Below are 16624 nucleotides of genomic sequence, written 5' to 3'. Positions count from 1 at the left end.
CTCTGGTTTTGCTTTCTCGTTGGACCATGATCCCGACGGGGGCTCATGGTTTAGGCAAATCTGTTGCGCCTCCCGACAACCAAGGCCGTGGCGACGAAGACGATGGAAACGGCAAGCAGGATGGTGGAGATGGCGTTGACCTCGGGCGTCACGCCAAGCCGCATCATGCCGTAGATGTAGACCGGCAGAGTGGTCGAGCCCGCGCTCGACACCATCATCGAGATCAGGAAGTCGTCGAGCGAAATGACGAAGGCCATGATGGCGCCGGCCGAGATCGCAGGCAGCAGCAAGGGCAGCGTGACGCGGGTGAACAGCCGCCATTCGTCGGCGTAAAGATCGCGGCCCGCCTCCTCCAATGTCTCGTCCATGTCGCGCAGCCGAGCCTGAATCGGTAGCAGCGCGAACGGAATGCAGAAGACCGTATGGGCGATCATCAGGTTGATCAGCCCGTGATGCATGCCGAGCCCGGAAAAGAAGATCAGCGTGGTGATCGCCACCACGATCTCCGGCACCACCAGCGGCATGGCGATCAACGCCGTGGCGGCACCCCGTCCAAAGCGCAGCCTGCCGCGTTCCAGCGCCAGCGCGCCGGCGGTGGCAATCGCTGTCGAGGCGATGGTGGCGACGATGGCGATGATGACGCTGTTGAGGGCGGCGTCGCGGATCGCCTCGTTGTTGGCGACCGCCGCGAACCATTTGACGCTGAAGCCGGCCCACACGGTCACCAACCGGCTCGAGTTGAAGGCGTAGATCACCAGGATCAGCAACGGCGCGTAGAAGAACACGAAGATCAGCGCCGTGTAGGCCGACAGCCCCGGCGTGTGTCGCCAGTCGAAAGGCTTTGCGCCGTTCATCGCCGTTCCTCCTGTGCCTTGCGCGAACGGATGACGAAGACAGTCAGCACGACGACAGTGACGGCGGTCGAGAGCGCGGCGCCAAACGGCCAGTTACGCGAGGAGGTGAACTGCATCTGGATCAGGCTGCCGATCAAAAGCTTCTTGCCGCCGCCGAGCAGGTCGGGCGCCAGGAACGAACCCAATGCCGGCGCGAAGACCAGCGTGGCGCCGGCCAGCGCGCCTGGCCTCGCCAACGGCCAGACGATGCGGCGGAACACAGCAGTGCGGCTGGCATAGAGATCGTAGGCGGCCTCGATCAGCCTGGGGTCGAGGCGCTCCAGCGTCGAATAGATCGGCAGCACCATGAAGGGCAGGAAGGTGTAGACGAGGCCGAGCAGGATCGAGCCGTCATTGTAGAGCAGCGGCAAGGGATCGGAGATGATGCCGACGCCGCGCAGCGCGCCGTTGGCCAGCCCTTCGTCACGCAGAATCAGGATCCAGCAATAGGTGCGGATCAGCGTGTTGATCCAGAACGGCAGGGTGACGGCGAACAGAAGCACACGCCTGCGCTCCGGCGTCTGGCAGACGATGTACCAGGCGACCGGCAGGCCGAGCACGAGGCAGATCACAGTGGTTGCAATCGCAAGGTAGATCGAGCGCAGGATAATCAGCGCGTAGCTCGGCGAGAACACCAGGCTGTCATCGAAATCGCGCTGGTAGAGGAACTGCAGATAGGCGTCGAAGGTCGCCGGCTGGGTGACGCCGCCATAGGGGTTGGCGGTCATGAAGGAATAGCCGACGGCCAGGAACAGCGGCAGCACCATGAAGATGCCGATGACCAGCATGGCCGGCGCGATCAGGAGCCAGGTGCGGTTCGGACCCATCTCAGTTCGCAAGCTCGCGTTCGACATGGCGCGACCAGTCGACGACGACGCTGTCGCCCGCGGACAAAAATGCGCCGCCGCGCGTGCGTGAATTCAGCTTTGCCCCCTCCTCCAGGACGACTTCGTAGAGCGTATCGGAGCCGAGGAAGGTGATAGCCGAGACCGCGCCCCTGGCGTGACCTTTTGCGCCATTCGATGCCGGCGAGACAACGATGTGCTCAGGCCTCACGACGATCGTCTTGGCCGGGTCCCGGCCCAGGGCAGCACCTGGCAAGAGATTGGACTCGCCGATGAAGTCGGCGACGAAGCGGTCCTGCGGGTTGTCGTAGATGTCGCGCGGGGTGCCGACCTGCAGCACGTCGCCGCTGCGCATCACCGCGATGCGATCGGACATGGCAAGCGCCTCCTCCTGGTCGTGGGTGACGAGCACGAAGGTGATGCCGGTTTCGCGCTGCAGCCGCTTCAATTCGCTCTGCATGCCTTTGCGCAATTTGAGGTCGAGCGCCGAAAGCGGCTCATCGAGCAAAAGCACGCTTGGTTTCGGCGCCAGCGCGCGCGCTACCGCGACGCGCTGCTGCTGGCCGCCCGACAATTGCGCCGGGCGCCGCGTGGCAAAGCCTTCCAGTCGCACCATCGCAAGCGCTTCTCGGACGCGCTCGTCGATCAGCGATTTCGGCGCGTTCTGCATTTCAAGCCCGAAGCCGACATTCTCGGCGACGGTCATATGCGGGAACAACGCGTAGCTCTGGAACACGGTGTTGACCGGCCGCTTCTGTGGCGGCAGCGCGGCGACATCGCTGCCGGCAATGCGGATGGCGCCGGTGGTCGGCGCCTCGAAGCCGGCGATCAGGCGCAACAGGGTTGTCTTGCCGCAGCCTGAAGGGCCGAGCAGCGTGAAGAACTCGTTGTCGTAGATTTCCAGGCTGACGTCATTCAGCGCGTGGACGGGATCGGCATCCCTGGTCACGAAGGACTTTGACACACTGTGGATGTCGATCATGACCGGCACATTCCTGGGACTGCATGGACACGGCCCATAGGCCATCACGGCCGTCTGGCGCCGCACCTAAAAATTCGCTCCAAAATTATATTTGTCAACGGATAATATATTGTTTTTGCGTTTCGACACACAAATGTATGGCCGCAAACTTGTGATCTGTGTCCAGCCCGTCGCGTATCAAAGGACTTTGCCGCTTTCGGGATCGAGCAGATGCATGTGGCCCATGTCCAGCGAGAGCATCACCGTTTCGCCGGGCTTCGGCGTCGCCGCTGGATCGATGCGCGCCGTGGTCTCGGCGCCGGCGATCAGCACATGCAGCAGCGTCTCCATGCCCATCGGCTCGACCACCTCGACAGGCACCTTTATGTCGACGGTGTCGGGCCGTTCGCGCTGTTCGGTGATGTGCTCGGGCCGCAGGCCGAATTCGAGCTCGCGCCCGGCATGGACGGCATAGCGCGCGGTGCGCGAAGCCGGCACGCCAAGCGCTGTGCCGTCGCCGAGCGCCACAACCAGACCATCGCCACGCGCCTCCAGCCGACACTTGAAGAAGTTCATGCCGGGGCTGCCGATGAAGCCGGCAACGAAGCGGCTGGCCGGCTCGTGATAGAGATCGTTGGGCGGACCGATCTGTACGATGCGGCCCTTGTTCATCACCACGACACGATCGGCCAAGGTCATAGCTTCGACTTGGTCATGCGTGACATAGACCGTGGTGGTGGCGACCATCTGGTGCAGCTTCTTGATCTCGGCGCGCATCTTGACCCGGAGCTTGGCATCGAGATTGGAGAGCGGCTCGTCGAACAGGAAAACTTTCGGCTGCCGCACCATGGCGCGGCCCATGGCGACACGCTGGCGCTGACCTCCGGACAATTGGTGCGGTTTGCGCTGCAGGAGTTCGCTGAGATCGAGGATGTCGGCGACACGCGCGATGCGCTGTGTCACCTCCGCTTCCGCCACCTTGCGGATGCGCAGGCCGAAAGCCATGTTCTGCGCCACCGTCATCTGCGGATAGAGCGCATAGCTCTGGAACACCATCGCGATATCACGATCCCTGGCCTGGACGTTGTTGACCAGCTTGCCGCCAATATGGATCTCGCCGCCGCTTGGCCTCTCCAGTCCAGCCACCATGCGTAATGTCGTCGACTTGCCGCATCCGGACGGTCCAACGAGAACGACGAATTCGCCCTTGTCGATGTCGAGATCGATATCGTGCACGACCTTCAGATTCTGGAAGCTCTTGGAGACCTGGCGCAGTTCGACATCGGTCATAATGCTATTCCTTTGCCGTGGGCGCGAACATGTCGAGCGCCAGTGCGGCTGTGCCGATCACCCCGGCGTCGTTGCCATGCTCGGCTGCCACGATGACCGGCGGACGACCGGGTTTCAGCAGGACGAAATCCCGGACGTTTTTGGCAATGCGGTCGGTGAAGAAGGGCCCGGCCAGCGACAGCCCACCGCCGATGATCGCCGCCTCGATGTTCAGCATGTTCGACATGATGCCGATCATCTGGCCGAGCCAGCGCGCCACCTCATCGACCACCTGCAGCGCGACCGCATCACCGGCCTTGGCGAGATCAACGACAGTCTCGGCGTCCCTGGCGTCGGTGTCCGGCTGGAGCTGGCGGTAGCGGTTGACCAGAGCGCGAGCACTGGCGAGGTTTTCGACCATGCCCGGCACCGGATCGGCGATGTCGGTACGGGCCGGGTCGAGCGAAATGCAGCCGAATTGCGGCGGCAGCCCGTCCGGGCCGTCGATGACCTTGCGATCGATGACCATCGACCCCCCGATGCCAGTGCCGAGCGTCAGCAACGCAAAGCGCGAGAATGGACGCCCGGCGCCGTGGCGCATTTCGCCATGGGTGGCGCTGACGGCGTCGTTGCGGACCACGGCCGGCACGCCGAAGCGGATCGAGAACAGTTTCGACAGCGACCCCTTGAGCAGTGCCGGGATCGCCGGGCAGCGGCCATTGAGCATGCCGGTCTCGGGATCGGGGGTGCCCGGAACGCCGATGCCGATGGCGGCGATGCCGGGATGCGACTTCCTCAGCCCTTCAGTCGCCTCGGTGACCAGGTGGACGAATTCGGCGAATTCGATGTCGCGATGCACAGGCACCGCATCACGCGCGAGCACCTTGCCCGAACCGTCGACAACGCCGAGCTTGACCAGGCTGCCGCCAATGTCGATTCCAATCGCGGTTACCATCAAGCCTCCTTGCGGATGCGCACGTTGAGTCGCTTTCCAAGGTTGGGGTAGATCATCTTGTCCGGGTCGATGCCGCGCGCGATCGCCAGCTCGCAGCCATACCATTGCAGCGGGATCGGCGCCCAGCAGCCGGCAAGCCATTGCTGCCCGGGCGCCGTCGGCCAGCTGACATCCAGATCAAAACGCGTCGGGTGCCCGGAGAGGTTGAGCACGACCGAGCGCGGCCCGAGCTCGGCCAGCGCCTCGCCGAGATTGGCGGCCACTTTGGCTTCCGTCTCGGTCTGCGCCACGGCGACTACCAGGCTGTTGTTGGTGGTGCCGTAGACATGGCCATGCAAGGCCTCTTCGGTGTCGAAGCCGGCAGTCGGCACACCGCTGATCTCGGCGATCTTGAGCGAGGTTTCGAGCGCGGTGCCGAGATGCGTCGCCTGGCCGGCGACCAGGATGTAATCGGGCACCCCGAAGCGGGAGACCAGGGCCTTTGCGGCCGCAAGACCGGTCTCGGTCGTCCGCTCGAGCTCGGCAAGCAGCCCCGACTCATCGATCGTCTTGCCGGCAAGCCTGGCGGCGACCGCCAGCACCGACATGACAGTGGCGGTGTAGCCCATGGTCTTCGGCCCGACCGTCTCCGGGCCGATCGGCATGACGATGATGTCAGCGCCCGTCTGGGTGATGAGGCTGTCGGCCTCGCCGGTGATGACCAGCGTCGGGAAGCCACGCTCCACCGACAGGCGCACCGCTTCGATGGTGGTGATGCTCATGCCGGACTGCGAGGCCGCCAGCACCAGCGTGCTCTGGCCCGATGGCCTCGGCGGCAGGCGCAGGAAGGCCTCCGGCTCCTTGGCGATCACCGATGCCCCGGTGCCTTCCTCCAGCGCCTCGGCGCCGGCCAGCAGCGCATTCATCGACGATCCCGTACCAAGCAGCACGATCCGCTCCGGTGTCTCACGCAAGCTGGTAAAACTGTCGAGCTCCGCGCCGATCGCGGCGGGCAGGCTGGCGAGCGTCTTGGGCTGCCGGCGAATGTAAGTGCCTATCTGCATGTCAGTGTTCCATCAGCTCGAAATTGTCCGGTCTTGTTAAAATCTGCCGAAGGTCCGGCTATTTGCTGTAGCCCTTGCTCAGCCCGCTGATGAATTGCCGCGAGAACAGCGTGAACAGCAGGACCAGCGGCACCGCGCCGAGCGTGAGCGCGGCAAGCAGCGCGGGATAGTCGTTCATGAACTGGCCGACGAATTGCTGGACGCCGAGCGTCACCGTCTGGTTCTGCCGGCTTGGCGCCAGTATCAGCGGGAACCAGAGGTCGTTCCACACCGGCAGCATGGTGAGGGCCGCGACCGCCGCGAGGCCCGGCCTGACCAGCGGCAGGACGATCCAGAAAGTGCGCAATTCGCTCGCCCCATCCATGCGAGCCGCTTCCTTGAGATCGGTCGGCACGGTGCGGAAATAGGTGACCATCAGTGTCACCGCGATCGGGATGCTCATGGCGGTGTAGACGAGGATCAGCGCGGCAAGCGTGTCCATCAGTTTCCAGGCGAGCATCATCTGGATGAGCGGGATAGTGCCGAGCCGGATCGGCAACATGATGCCGAGCACGAACAGCCCGCCGAGCAGCGATGCCAGCCGCACGCGATATTCGACAAGCGCGAAGGCGGCAAGTGTCGAGAGCACCACGGTCAGCACGATAGTGGTCACCGTGACGACCAGGCTGTTGCGGTAGTTGACGATGAAATTGCCGCGCGTGAAGACCCGCTTGTAACCTTCGAGGCTGAAGGTCTTGGCCGTTGGCAGATCGAACGGGCCGCCGAAGATCGCCGGTGTCGTCTTCAGCGAATTGATGATGACGATCAGCACCGGCCCGATGGCGAGCAGAACAAAGATGATCAGCAGCGCATGCACGATGATGCGTTCGACCGTCCAGGGTTCGCGATCCCGGCGGCGGCGGGGGGCTGGTATGGTGAAGTCTTGAGCGCTCATCCCGGCTCCTAGACCGAATAGGATTTCAGGCGGCGCTGGATCAGCCAGAAATAAGCCGCGGTGACCAGCAACACCGTGAGGAAGATGACCGTCGCGACGGCCGCACCAAGATCGAGATCGGCAAGCTGCCCGCTCGAGCCGAAGAAGGTGCGGTAGAAATAGGTGCCGAGAATATCGGTGCTGTAGTTCGGTCCGGGCGCCGATCCGTTGAGTGCGAACACCAGGTCGAAGCCATTGAATGTCCAGATATAGGTGAGGATGGCGATCAGCCCGAATTGCGGCGCGATCAGCGGGAACTTGATCTTCCAGAAGGTCGTCCAGCCACCGGCGCCGTCGATGTTGGCGGCCTCGACGAGCTCATTGGGCACCGCCAACAAGGCGCTGTAGAGGAAGACCATCGGGATGCCGAAATACTGCCAGACCGACATCAGCGAGATGGTGGTGAGTGCCGTCGATTCCGTGCCCAGCAACGGGAAGCCGACCAGGCCCCAGAGCGGATTGATGATCAGCCGCCAGACGAAGCCGACGATGACCACCGACAGCGTTGCCGGGATGAACAACAAGGTGCGATAGATGCCTTCCGAGCGCGCCAGTTTTCCCGAGGTGAGCAACGCCGCCAAGAGCAGGCCCATCGGCACTTCGACGATCAGATGGATGGCGAAATACTGCATGTTGTTCAAAAGCGCGTTCCAGAATCGGGCGCTGATTGTCGAGTGCGTGAACAGGCGCTCGTAATTGGCGAGGCCGACAAAGACATCGCCCGAGGCACCGCTGGTCTGGAAGAAGCTCATGACGACCGAGGTCGCCAGCGGCAGCACGGCAAAGACCAGATAGACGGCCAGCGCCGGCAGCACGAACAGCAGCAGGTTTCGATAAGCGGCAGCGGGAGATATCAACGGAAAACCTCATCTTCACGCCGGCACGAATGCGCCGGCATGCCGTCAGGCTTGCGCATGCCCCGCCTCGTGGCAAGGCATGCGCGAAGCGGTGCCGGATTACTTCTTCTGCGGTCCGTACCAGGAGGTGAGACCGGCCTGGAGTTCGGTCGCGACCTGCTGCGGCGTGACGTCGGTCTTGGTGAACATCACCTGCAGCAGGCGCCAGGTCTCATCGTCGAGCGGCGGCGTGCCGGCGCTGAGGCGATCGAGCGCCAGGCGTGGCGTCAGCTCGGCGCCCTTCTTCAGGTCGGCGAAGTCCTGCGCCAGCTTGTTCTTGTAGGTGACCGGCTTCGAGCTCATGGCAAAGAAGCCGGGAGCGGCATTGACGTAGAGTTCCTGGAACTCGGGGCCGGCGACCCAATCGAGGAAGGTTTTTGCCGCTTCCTTATGCGTGCCCTTGGCGTTGATGCCGATGCCCATGTCAGGCATCTCCTGCAGATAACGCTTGTCGCCGGCCTTCGGCACCGGCGGGCCGAACACGCCGACATTGAGATCGGTCGAGGTCGCCTGGTTGATGTCCCACGAGCCGTCGGGAAGGATGGCGGCTTTGCCGAGCGTGAACAGCTGCGTCATGTCGGCATAGTTGAGGCTCTCTTGCCCTGCCGGTAGGAACGGCTTCCAGGCGGCGAAGGCGGCGATCGCGTCGACGAATTCCGGATCGGTCAACTTCTTCTTGCCGTCGATCAGGCCAAGCCGGCCCTCCTCGCCTTTCCAGTAGGCGGGGCCGATCGAATAGAGGCCGTTATAAGCGAGTTGCCAGGATTCGGCCGAGCCATAGGCGAGCGGCGTGTAGCGACCGTCCTTCTTGATCGCAGTCAGCACATCGATGAACTCGGCGGTCGTGGTCGGCACCTTCAGGTTCAATTCCTTGAAGATATCGGCGTTGTAGTAGAAGCCGGCGAGCACGGCCGCGACCGGCAGGCAGTAGGTCTTGTCGTCGGCGCCGGTCCAGGCCGCGCGCGAAGTCTTGTCGAAATTGGCCAGGCCCGGGAGGCCTTCCAGCGATTCGAAATAGCCGCGCTTGATCCATTCGCGGTTCACGTCGAACGGGCGGCAGGTGATCAAGTCGCCGCCGGCGCCACCTTCGATCTGCGACTGGATGGCTGCGTTGTATTCATTGGTGTTGATCGGCGCGAACTCGACCTTGATGTCGGGGTGCTTGGCCTCGAAGGCGGGCAGGATGGTATCCTGCCAAACCGCGATATCCTCGGTGCGCCAGCTGTTCAAAGTGATGGTGACAGGGTCGGCATAGGCGATCCCGACGCCATTGAAAGACATCGCGCTCAACGTCGCTGTGAGCGCGATCGATGCATGGATCGAACGCATTTCGGGCTCCTCCCTCAAGACGGTGCTTCGTGTGGATTCACGATTTTGCACTGTTGCCTCAGACCATACCTACTGATACATCTTGTGACAAGTGGTATTGTGTTGTATTTTCCTGTCGACAGTCGCAGACCGCACTGGGGCAGCGCCAAACTGACAGGAAAGCATGGGAGGACTTGAATGATCGGAGTTGGAATTCTGGGCTCTGGCTTCATCGCCGAGACTTATGCGGACTCGCTGCTCGACGTGCGCAACGCCGAACTGGTCGCCTGTTCGTCGCGCGGTTTCAAGCGCGCCACGGCCTTCGCGAAGAAATGGGGTCCCAAGGTCACCGCGCACCGGGATATCGACGCGCTGTGCGCCGACCCGGCGGTCGAGTTGGTGGTCATCGCGCTGCCCAATGAAATCCATCTCGAAGCGGTCAGGATCGCCGCCACGCACGGTAAGGCCGTCATCTGCACCAAGCCTTTGGCGCGCACCGGCAAGGAGGCGCAGGAAATCCTCGACATCGTCCAGCGTGCTGGCATCTGGCACGGCTATGCCGAATGCGCGGTGTTTTCGCCCAACATCACCAAGGCCCACCAGATGATCCAGGCCGGCGGCATCGGCAATCTACTCACCATGCGGGCGCGTGAGGCGCATTCGGGGCCGCATGCGCCTCATTTCTGGAACGCCGAGCTTGCCGGCGGCGGCGCCTTGCTCGACATGGGCTGCCACACGGTCGAAAGCGCGCGCTGCTTCTTCGGCAAGGACAACCTCATCACCGAAGTATTCGCGTGGGGCGCCACCATGGCGCATGGCGACAAGACGACTGGAGAGGACACGGCGATCGCGCTGTTGAAATTTGCCGGCGGTCAGCTCGCCACCATTGAATCCTCCTGGATCGAGAAAGGCGGCATGCAGCTTCGCCACGAACTGGTCGGCTCGGCGGGACGCATCGTCACCGACACGTCCGTCGGTCCGGTCTGGGGCTTCATCGAGAAGCCGGTCGGTTATCTCGTCGAAAAGGCCGATGCCGAGACCGGCTGGGTCTATCCGGTGCCCGAAGAAACCCGCGCCTATGGCTTTTCCCAGCAAATGCGCCACTTTGTCGACCACTTCGTGGCGGGAACGACGCCGCTCGAAACCTTCGAGGACGGCGTCATCGTCAACCACATAATTGACGCCTGCTACCGTTCGATGCGAACGGGCGTGTGGGAAAAGATCAAGACGGATGGGTGACTGGGATGGAGGGCTCGCCACTGCAGTCGGACGGACCCGAGCCGCTCTGGCGGCAAGCGGCCGATGCGATCCTTCAGGAAATCGCCAACGGCAAGCTCGCCTCGGGCGCGCGGCTGCCGGCCGAGCGCGACCTGTTCACGCGCCTGTCGATCTCGAGGGTGACCTTGCGCCGAGCCTTGCAGAGCCTTGTCGAGGAAGGCGTGCTGACGCCCTCGCATGGGCGCGGCTGGTATGTCTCGGCCAAAGTGCCGAAGGAATTCCCCAACACGCTGGAATCCTTCAGCGAGACCGCCCGGCGCCTCGGCCTGACGCCCTCCTCCGACGTGCTGCGCGCCGAGCAGGCGCCGGCATCGCTCGACGAGGCAGAGGAGCTTGCGATCGCGCCCGGCGCCGCGCTGTTTCACCTGGAGCGGATAAGGCGGCTCGACCAGGTTCCGGTCGCCGTCGACACCTCGTTCTTCGCTGCCGCCCTGGTACCCGACCTCGGCAACGTCGACTTCAAGACGGCGTCGCTGTTCGGTCTGCTGATCAATGCCGGCGTCGATCTCGCCCGCGCCGAGACCACGATCGAGGCACGCGGCGCCGATACGACGCTAGCAAGCCACCTCGATTTGGAAGTAGGCAAATCGACCCTTGTAATGCGCCAACTCATCGTCGATGCGGCCAGCCGGCCGCTGCTGTCCTCTACGATCCGCTATGCCGGCGATCGTTACCGATTGCGCACGTCGTTCTCTCGCACAGGCAAGTCCGGCGGTCGCAGTCCAAGTTGACCCGTCCTTCGCTATTGGCTGTATTCCCGTACCAGATCGACCAGAATATTCCCCTGTCCATCGACCTGCACCTTCTGGTCATACAGGAGCAGGATCGTCGTTGTCGGCAGTTCGAGCACGGCTGGGCCTTCCAGTTTTGCGCCCGCACCGATCAGGCTGGCGTCGTACACCGGAACGTCGCGATAACCCTTGTCGAAGTAGATATTGCGGCTTGACTTGGGTCGGATTTTCCCTTGCTGGGGCGACAACGGCGAGCCGCGACGCGCCTTGCCGCCAGTATCGCCGATGGCACGCACCTTCCAAGTGGTGAACTCCACGGTGTCGGCCTCGTCCTTGATCGTGTAGATACGCTCGTGCTGCGCATGGAAAGCAGCCACCAGTTCGGCGAGCGCGCCCTTGGCGAACTTGCCTTCGGGCAGGTCGAACGGCACCTCAATGTCCCAGGACTGATAGAGATAGCGACCCTGAAAAGCAAATTCGAAGCGCTGCCATTTCGCATCGAGCCCGGACCGCTTGAGGAAAGCCCCGCCCCGCCGCTTGAGCGATGCCAGCAGCCGGTTGACGCCGGCGAGGTCGAAGTCCCGGTCGGTGGTGTTCAGCGTGCCGGTCTCTTCCCAGCGTATGTCGGAAATCAGGCCGCCATAGGCGCTCAGCCCTGCCGCAAAGCGCGGCACCATGAAACTCTTGATGCCGAGGATGCGGGCCATGTCGCCAATGTGGCAGGCGGTCGCCCCGCCGCCGCTGACGACATAGCTGTCGCGCGGGTCGATGCCCTCGTTGACGGTGATATCCTCGATCGCGCCGATCATGTTGTGGTTGGTCGTGGTGTAGATCGCGTAAGCCGCTTCCATCAGGCCGATCTTCAACTGCTTTGCGATCTTGCCGACCGCGGCCTCGGCCTTTGCGCGGTCCAGCTTGATGCGACCGCCGAGAAAATAGTCGGGGTCGATAATGCCGAGCACGACATTGGCATCGGTTACGGTCGGCTCCGTGCCGCCGCGGCCGTAGCAGGCTGGCCCTGGCACGGCGCTGGCACTGTGCGGGCCGACACGCAGGAGCCCACCGACATCGACCCAGGCAATGCTGCCGCCACCAGCACCGACCGAGCGGACGTCGATCTTCGGTATGCCCAGCATCTCCATACCGAAGGTCGCCTCCGGGGTGACGACAAGGTGCCGGTCGCGCAATGCCGAAACGTCGAAAGTGGTGCCTCCCATGTCGACGACGATGACGTTGCTGGCGTCCGTAAGGCTGGTTGCTGCGATCGGCGCCAGCGTCGGGCCCGACATCACACTGTAGATCGGCCGCGCGACGATCTCCTCCGGCGGCATCATACCTCCGACGCAGTTGGCGATCAGGAGCTCGCCATCGTAGCCGGCCTTCTTCAGAGCGCGCGTGAGGTTGCCGACGTATTCGCTGACGATCGGATAGAGCGAAGCGTTGATGGCTGTCGATATGGTGCGCCGATATTCGCGCGGGATCGGGTTGAGTTCGTGGCTGAGCGTCACAGGAATGCCCGGAAGCTCCTCTTCGATGATCTCGCGGACGCGGCATTCATGGGTCGAATTGACGATCGACCAGAGTAGGCACACGGCAATTGCCTCGACGCCGCACGCTTTGAGATGACGGGCGGCCGCGCGCACGTCGTCGTCATTGAGGCCTTCGACCTCATTGCCCATCGAATCGATGCGACCACGAACCTCGCAAGTGCGGCTACGATGGATATAGGGCGGGGGGAAATCGATCTTGATGTTGAAAGCGCGCTTGCGCGGGGACTCGCGCAGCGTAAGGATGTCGGGATGACCGGCGTTGCATATCAAGCCGGTTGGCGCGACCTTGCCTTCGACAAGCGCGTTCGTCGAAACAGTCGTGCCGTGCACGATCATGTTCATCTTCGATAGAAAATCGGCCAGTGCCATGTCGTGGCTCCTGGCCGCTACCTCCAGGACGTCGATGAAACCGCGCTCGAACATTCCCGGTGTTGTCGGCGATTTGTGGATCTCGAGATCCGCGCCCTCGCGATACAGCACAAGGTCGGTGAACGTTCCCCCAATGTCGATGCAGGCGACGAACATAATTCTATTCCTGTTGCGTTGTCGTGTTCGAGTGCCGTGGCCGTTGCGGCCAACTTATTTCGCGATCGCCAAGCAAGCCGGCCGGCCGGGTGATCAGGATGGCGAGCAGGATCACTGCGAGCGCAATTTCCTGTAGTCCGGGGGGCGCCGACAGGACATGCCCGCCGATGGACACGCCGCGTTCGATGGATCGGAACAGTTCCGAGATGGTCGAGATGAAGGCCACGCCTACAAAAGCGCCGGTCAGGCTGCGCATGCCCCCGACCACCAGCATCGTCAGCGTGACGAAGGTCAGGTCGAGATAGAAGGTGTTGGCGGTGATGGTGCCGATGAAGTGGCTGAACAGCACGCCGCCCAGGGCCACCACCATGGCACTGAGGACGAAGGCGATAAGCCTCTCGCGCTCGATATCGATTCCGGTGGCAGCCGCGGCGACCTCGCTTTCACGCGAGCAGCGCAGCATCAGGCTATGGCGAGTCGTACCATAGACCGCTGCGACGATGATCGCGAGCGAGGCGCCGCCGAAAGCCACCCACAGGCCGGTGTAGCGGGGAAGCCCGACGAGTGCCTGGCGTCCGCCGGTCACCTGCTGCCAGTTCGATGCGACGACGAAGGTGATGACCAGCATGGCGAAGGTGGCCATGGGCAGCGCGATGCCGCGCAGCCGGCAGAGTGGCGAAGCGACCAGCAGGGCTATCAGGCCGACGGCGAGCACTACGATCACCAGCGCGACCGGCCAGGACAGTTGTAGCGCCTCGATGCTGCCCGGCAGGTCGAGCAGGACGGATTTGCGCGCCGGCGACAGGGTGAGAATGGCGGACATGTAGCCGCCAATCGCCATGAAGGCGACGTGGCCGAAGGAGAAGACGCCGGAATTGCCGACGAAGATGAACAGGCCGACCACAACGACAAGCTTGATCATCGCCTCGACGACGGTGCGCTGCATGGCCGACGGCGCGGCCGTCGCGATCAGTGCCACCGTCAGCAGGATCAGGATCAGGATGGCCGCTGTCTGCAGCGGACGAAGCGCGGTATCATTGTTCATGCTTACACCCGCTCCCGGTCGGTGCGACTCATCAGCAGTCCATCCGGGCGCCAGAACAGGAACAAGATGAACATCAGGAAGACGAAAGCGTCGCGGTATGGCCGCAGATCGACGGGCAGATAGGCCTGAAGCGAGACCGAGACGACGCCGACGAGGAAGCCGCCAAGGGCCGCGCCGGCGACCGATCCCATCCCGCCGATGACCGACGAGACGAAGGCGATCAGCACCATCGACACACCCATCTTGTAGGATACGCTGCCGGTCTGGGCGACGAGATAAAGCGACACCATGCTTGCCAGCACGCCGGAGATGGCGAATGCAAAGGCGATGACCCGGTTGGCACGAACCCCGACGAGACGGGCCATGGTGAAATCCTCGGCGGCGGCGCGCATCTGCAGTCCGATCCGCGAAAAGCGGAAGAACACGACAAGACCGGCCATCAGGCAGAGTGTGGTTGCGATTGTAACGATCTGCAGGCGTGGCACGCGTAAGCCGCCGAATTCAACGCTGGTGCCGAGTTCGGAGAGAAAGGCGACGCCGATCGCGCGCGACCCGAACATCATCAGCACGGTGTGCTGCACAAGATAGGAAACCGCGAAGGAAGCGATCAGCAGCGTTGCGGGATTGGCCTTGCGCAGCGGCCGGAATGCGACGCGCTCCATGCCGAGCGCCAGGATCGTGGTGATCATGATGGCCGCTAGGATCATCACCAGAAGCGGCTGGCCGACCAAGGAAAAAAGCGTGAAGCCGCCGGCCATGATCAGCTCGCCATGGGCGAAATTGATCAGCCGCATGATGCTGAAGATCAGGCCGATCCCCAATGCCGCCAGCGCATAGACGGCGCCGAGGCTGATGGCGTCGATGGCGTTTTGCAGGAAGATCATGGTTTTCCCCCTTCACCCGCGACACCGAAATAGGCCGCGTCGAACGCGGCCGTGCCCGAAAGGTCCGCCGACTTGCCTGACATCGCGATTGCTCCCGAACTCAGCACATAGGTGCGGTCGGCCGCCGCCAGAGCGCGTGTCACGTTCTGCTCGACGATCAGCACTGTGACACCCGAGCGCCTGAGCTCGAGTACCGCCTGGTAGACCTGGTTGACCACCAGTGGCGCCAGCCCAAGCGATGGTTCGTCGAGAAGGAGGAGCTTTGGTCGTGCCAGCATCGCACGGCCGATTGCCAGCATCTGCTGCTCGCCGCCCGAAAGCTTGTTGGCACGCTGCCGATACCGGTCCTTCAGCACCGGAAACATGACCAGCACTTTGTCGATGTCGGCCGCGATCCGCTTTCTGTCCCGGCGAACCGTCGCACCGAGCGCCAGGTTTTCCGCCACGCTCAGCGAACCAAAGATGTGGCGGCCTTCCGGGACCAGCGACAGTCCGGCGGAAACCAGCGCTTCTGCCTGCATCTGGGCGGTATTGCGCCCGGCAAGCTCGATGCTGCCGGCACGCGCTTTCACCACGCCCGCGACCGCCAGCAACAGCGTCGACTTGCCGGCCCCGTTCGGGCCGATCACGGCGACGATCTCGCCCTCACCGACATCGAGTGAAACGCCGCGCAAGGCAATGATGTTACCGTAGTTGACGTGCAGGTCGCGGATATTCAGCAAGGCGCGGGATCCTCTTCGCCGAGATATGCTTGGCGGACCTTGGCATCAGCCCTGATTTCCGCAGTCGAACCAATGGCCAGCGTGCGGCCAAGCTGAAGCACCTGGATCCGATGGCAAAGCTGAAACACCAGCGACATGCGGTGCTCGATGAAAAGGATGCCGCAGTCGAGCCGCTCTCCGATGGTCCTGATGATCTGCTGAAGATCGTTGCATTCCGCATCGTTGAGCCCGGCCGCGGGCTCATCCATCAACAGGAAGCGCGGTCTCATGGCGACGGCCCTGGCAATGCCGACACGCCGCTCCTCGCCGAATGGCAATGTGCCGACAGGCCGGTCGGCCTTGGCCGAAAGCCCCACCTCGCCGAGGATGCGCCGCGCCTCGGCGCGTGCTTCGCGCCGACTCATGCCGATAGCCACGCCGCCAGCCTCGACATTCTCGAGCGCCGTCAGTCCGACAAAGGGCAGCACGCTCTGGAAGGTGCGCACGAGCCCTCTGCGGCTACGCTCATGCGGTTTCCAGGGCCCGATGTCTACTCCATTCATGTGGACGCTGCCCTGCGTCACCGTCTGGAACCCGGTCAGGACGTTGATCAGGGTCGTCTTGCCGGCGCCATTCGGACCGATGAGGCCCAGGATTTCCCCCGGCCTCAACGTCAGGCTCACATTCTCGATCGCGCGTAGACCCTGGAAGTCGACGACGACATTCCTGACATCCAACGTGGACACGGTCGGCTCTGAACCGGCTGC

General features: G+C 63.2%; 16 protein-coding genes. 2 read left to right on the top strand and 14 right to left on the bottom strand.

Annotated features, from left to right (window positions below):
- Window positions 1-50: 50 nt before the first annotated feature.
- From FJ957_RS01385 to FJ957_RS01345, 9 genes are all read right to left on the bottom strand, one after another.
- Entirely contained in the window at window positions 51-854 is an 804-nt protein-coding gene (locus tag FJ957_RS01385) for an ABC transporter permease (RefSeq protein WP_140827693.1), read from the bottom strand.
- The gene (locus FJ957_RS01380; RefSeq protein ID WP_246685748.1) at window positions 851-1732 is read right to left on the bottom strand and encodes an ABC transporter permease; all 882 of its coding nucleotides are present in this window, start codon (window positions 1730-1732) and stop codon (window positions 851-853) included. Before FJ957_RS01380 ends, FJ957_RS01385 begins: the two co-directional genes overlap by 4 nt.
- Entirely contained in the window at window positions 1722-2720 is a 999-nt protein-coding gene (locus FJ957_RS01375) for an ABC transporter ATP-binding protein (protein ID WP_140827691.1), read from the bottom strand. Before FJ957_RS01375 ends, FJ957_RS01380 begins: the two co-directional genes overlap by 11 nt.
- Window positions 2721-2897: 177 nt before the next feature.
- Window positions 2898-3989: a sn-glycerol-3-phosphate ABC transporter ATP-binding protein UgpC gene (ugpC, locus tag FJ957_RS01370; RefSeq protein WP_140827689.1), complete on the bottom strand. Its 1092-nt coding sequence runs from the start codon at window positions 3987-3989 to the stop codon at window positions 2898-2900.
- Window positions 3990-3993: 4 nt separating this feature from the next.
- Window positions 3994-4923: an ROK family protein gene (locus FJ957_RS01365; RefSeq protein WP_181180468.1), complete on the bottom strand. Its 930-nt coding sequence runs from the start codon at window positions 4921-4923 to the stop codon at window positions 3994-3996.
- Complete coding sequence (locus FJ957_RS01360; RefSeq protein ID WP_140827685.1) at window positions 4923-5966, bottom strand: SIS domain-containing protein; 1044 nt, start codon at window positions 5964-5966, stop codon at window positions 4923-4925. The genes FJ957_RS01365 and FJ957_RS01360 overlap by 1 nt, the downstream gene beginning before the upstream one ends.
- Before the next feature lie 58 nt (window positions 5967-6024).
- Window positions 6025-6900 carry a carbohydrate ABC transporter permease gene (locus FJ957_RS01355; RefSeq protein WP_140827683.1) on the bottom strand — a complete coding sequence of 292 codons (876 nt, stop codon included), beginning with the start codon at window positions 6898-6900 and terminating at the stop codon, window positions 6025-6027.
- 8 nt (window positions 6901-6908) lie between these two features.
- On the bottom strand, window positions 6909-7796 hold the full coding sequence (locus FJ957_RS01350; protein WP_140827681.1) for a sugar ABC transporter permease: 888 nt from the start codon (window positions 7794-7796) through the stop codon (window positions 6909-6911).
- Between the two features lie 99 nt (window positions 7797-7895).
- A complete protein-coding gene (locus FJ957_RS01345; RefSeq protein WP_140827679.1) occupies window positions 7896-9164 on the bottom strand; it encodes an ABC transporter substrate-binding protein in 1269 nt (422 codons plus the stop codon).
- Window positions 9165-9341: 177 nt separating this feature from the next.
- Here FJ957_RS01345 and FJ957_RS01340 point away from each other — a divergent pair, with 177 nt between their 5' ends.
- Together FJ957_RS01340 and FJ957_RS01335 are read left to right on the top strand one after the other, a co-directional pair.
- Window positions 9342-10382, top strand: a complete 1041-nt coding sequence (locus tag FJ957_RS01340) for a Gfo/Idh/MocA family oxidoreductase (protein WP_140827677.1) — start codon at window positions 9342-9344, stop codon at window positions 10380-10382.
- 5 nt (window positions 10383-10387) lie between these two features.
- Window positions 10388-11152 carry a GntR family transcriptional regulator gene (locus tag FJ957_RS01335; protein WP_140827675.1) on the top strand — a complete coding sequence of 255 codons (765 nt, stop codon included), beginning with the start codon at window positions 10388-10390 and terminating at the stop codon, window positions 11150-11152.
- 11 nt (window positions 11153-11163) lie between these two features.
- On the opposite strand, the gene FJ957_RS01330 is transcribed toward FJ957_RS01335, so the two are convergent.
- Genes FJ957_RS01330 through FJ957_RS01310 form a run of 5 tightly spaced genes read right to left on the bottom strand, consistent with a single transcriptional unit; the run spans window position 11164 to window position 16603 of the window.
- Entirely contained in the window at window positions 11164-13227 is a 2064-nt protein-coding gene (locus FJ957_RS01330; protein ID WP_140827673.1) for a hydantoinase/oxoprolinase family protein, read from the bottom strand.
- Window positions 13228-13231: 4 nt separating this feature from the next.
- Complete coding sequence (locus tag FJ957_RS01325) at window positions 13232-14272, bottom strand: branched-chain amino acid ABC transporter permease (protein WP_140827671.1); 1041 nt, start codon at window positions 14270-14272, stop codon at window positions 13232-13234.
- Window positions 14273-14274: 2 nt separating this feature from the next.
- Window positions 14275-15156, bottom strand: coding sequence for a branched-chain amino acid ABC transporter permease (locus FJ957_RS01320; RefSeq protein WP_140827669.1), 882 nt, complete (start codon window positions 15154-15156; stop codon window positions 14275-14277).
- On the bottom strand, window positions 15153-15878 hold the full coding sequence (locus tag FJ957_RS01315) for an ABC transporter ATP-binding protein (RefSeq protein WP_140827667.1): 726 nt from the start codon (window positions 15876-15878) through the stop codon (window positions 15153-15155). Before FJ957_RS01315 ends, FJ957_RS01320 begins: the two co-directional genes overlap by 4 nt.
- Entirely contained in the window at window positions 15872-16603 is a 732-nt protein-coding gene (locus FJ957_RS01310) for an ABC transporter ATP-binding protein (protein WP_246685747.1), read from the bottom strand. The genes FJ957_RS01315 and FJ957_RS01310 overlap by 7 nt, the downstream gene beginning before the upstream one ends.
- Window positions 16604-16624 lie beyond the last annotated feature (21 nt).

Origin of the sequence: Mesorhizobium sp. B2-4-6, assembly GCF_006442775.1 — a bacterium.
GTDB lineage: Bacteria > Pseudomonadota > Alphaproteobacteria > Rhizobiales > Rhizobiaceae > Mesorhizobium.
This window is presented reverse-complemented; position numbering and strand designations above follow the sequence as displayed.

Coding starts and splice junctions, on each gene's coding strand:
- FJ957_RS01385 (WP_140827693.1), bottom strand. CDS start 854: ATGAACGGCGCAAAGCCTTTCGACTGGCGACACACGCCGGGGCTGTCG.
- FJ957_RS01375 (WP_140827691.1), bottom strand. CDS start 2,720: ATGATCGACATCCACAGTGTGTCAAAGTCCTTCGTGACCAGGGATGCC.
- ugpC (WP_140827689.1), bottom strand. CDS start 3,989: ATGACCGATGTCGAACTGCGCCAGGTCTCCAAGAGCTTCCAGAATCTG.
- FJ957_RS01365 (WP_181180468.1), bottom strand. CDS start 4,923: ATGGTAACCGCGATTGGAATCGACATTGGCGGCAGCCTGGTCAAGCTC.
- FJ957_RS01360 (WP_140827685.1), bottom strand. CDS start 5,966: ATGCAGATAGGCACTTACATTCGCCGGCAGCCCAAGACGCTCGCCAGC.
- FJ957_RS01355 (WP_140827683.1), bottom strand. CDS start 6,900: ATGAGCGCTCAAGACTTCACCATACCAGCCCCCCGCCGCCGCCGGGAT.
- FJ957_RS01345 (WP_140827679.1), bottom strand. CDS start 9,164: ATGCGTTCGATCCATGCATCGATCGCGCTCACAGCGACGTTGAGCGCG.
- FJ957_RS01340 (WP_140827677.1), top strand. CDS start 9,342: ATGATCGGAGTTGGAATTCTGGGCTCTGGCTTCATCGCCGAGACTTAT.
- FJ957_RS01335 (WP_140827675.1), top strand. CDS start 10,388: ATGGAGGGCTCGCCACTGCAGTCGGACGGACCCGAGCCGCTCTGGCGG.
- FJ957_RS01330 (WP_140827673.1), bottom strand. CDS start 13,227: ATGTTCGTCGCCTGCATCGACATTGGGGGAACGTTCACCGACCTTGTG.
- FJ957_RS01325 (WP_140827671.1), bottom strand. CDS start 14,272: ATGAACAATGATACCGCGCTTCGTCCGCTGCAGACAGCGGCCATCCTG.
- FJ957_RS01320 (WP_140827669.1), bottom strand. CDS start 15,156: ATGATCTTCCTGCAAAACGCCATCGACGCCATCAGCCTCGGCGCCGTC.